Raw genomic sequence first — 959 nt, 5'->3', positions numbered from 1 at the left:
CCCTCGGCGAACGCCGAGGGCGCAGCCGTGACGGAGACCACGGCGCCGGCCATACCGGCCACCGCCGACCCCGCCGCGGACGAGACGCCGCAGGACCTGGAAGCGACGGCCGCGGAGACCGCGGCAGAGGCCGGGACGCCCGCCGAGGCGCCTGCCGAGTCCGCCCCCGCCCCGCGTGCCCGCCGCCGCGCCACCCGCCGTGCGTCCGCTCCCGCGGGCGCGCCGCAGGACACTGCCCCGGCCGACCCGGCCCCGGCGGACGCTGTCACGTCCACTACCGCCGCCGTCGTGCAGAACGACGAGACCGCCGAGGCCCCCGCCGCTGAGGCTGAGCCCGAGGTCGAGGCCGCTCCTGCTCCGCGTGCGCGTCGYCGTGCGACGCGCCGGGCGACCGCTCCTTCTGGTGCGCCGCAGGCTGCTGAGGCCGAGACGGTCCAGGCGCCTGCTGAGGAGGCCGCGCCCGAGCCTGAGCAGGTCGTCGAGGCCCCGGCCGCTGAGGCTGAGCCCGAGGTCGAGGCCGCCCCCGCCCCGCGTGCGCGCCGTCGTGCGACGCGCCGGGCGACCGCTCCCTCCGGTGCGCCCCAGGCTGCCGAGGCCGAGACGGTCCAGGCGCCCGCCGAGGAAGCCGCGCCCGAGCCTGAGCAGGTCGTCGAGGCCCCGGCCGCTGAGGCTGAGCCCGAGGTCGAGGCCGCCCCCGCCCCGCGTGCGCGCCGTCGTGCGACGCGGCGCGCCACCGCGCCCGCCGGTGCGCCGCAGGCGGAGACCGGCAGCACCGAGAGCACCGGCAGCACCGAGAGCACGGAGCGCGCCGAGGCCGCCGAGAGCACCGAGGCGGCGCCCGTCGAGGCCGCCGCCGAGCCCACTCGCCGCGCCGGCCGGTCGAGGACCGCCCGCGCCGAGACCCCTTCCGCGACCGAGCCCACCGAGGCCGTTGCTCGCGACGAGCACAGGGAGGCCCC

General features: G+C 80.5%; 1 pseudogene. It reads left to right on the top strand.

What is annotated here, in order from left to right:
- Nucleotides 1–27: 27 nt before the first annotated feature.
- Nucleotides 28–959, top strand: a pseudogene (locus tag FGF04_RS39500) (Rne/Rng family ribonuclease); the annotation flags it as partial.

The organism is Streptomyces apricus, from assembly GCF_008369065.1.
Taxonomy (GTDB): domain Bacteria; phylum Actinomycetota; class Actinomycetes; order Streptomycetales; family Streptomycetaceae; genus Streptomyces; species Streptomyces apricus.
This window is presented reverse-complemented; position numbering and strand designations above follow the sequence as displayed.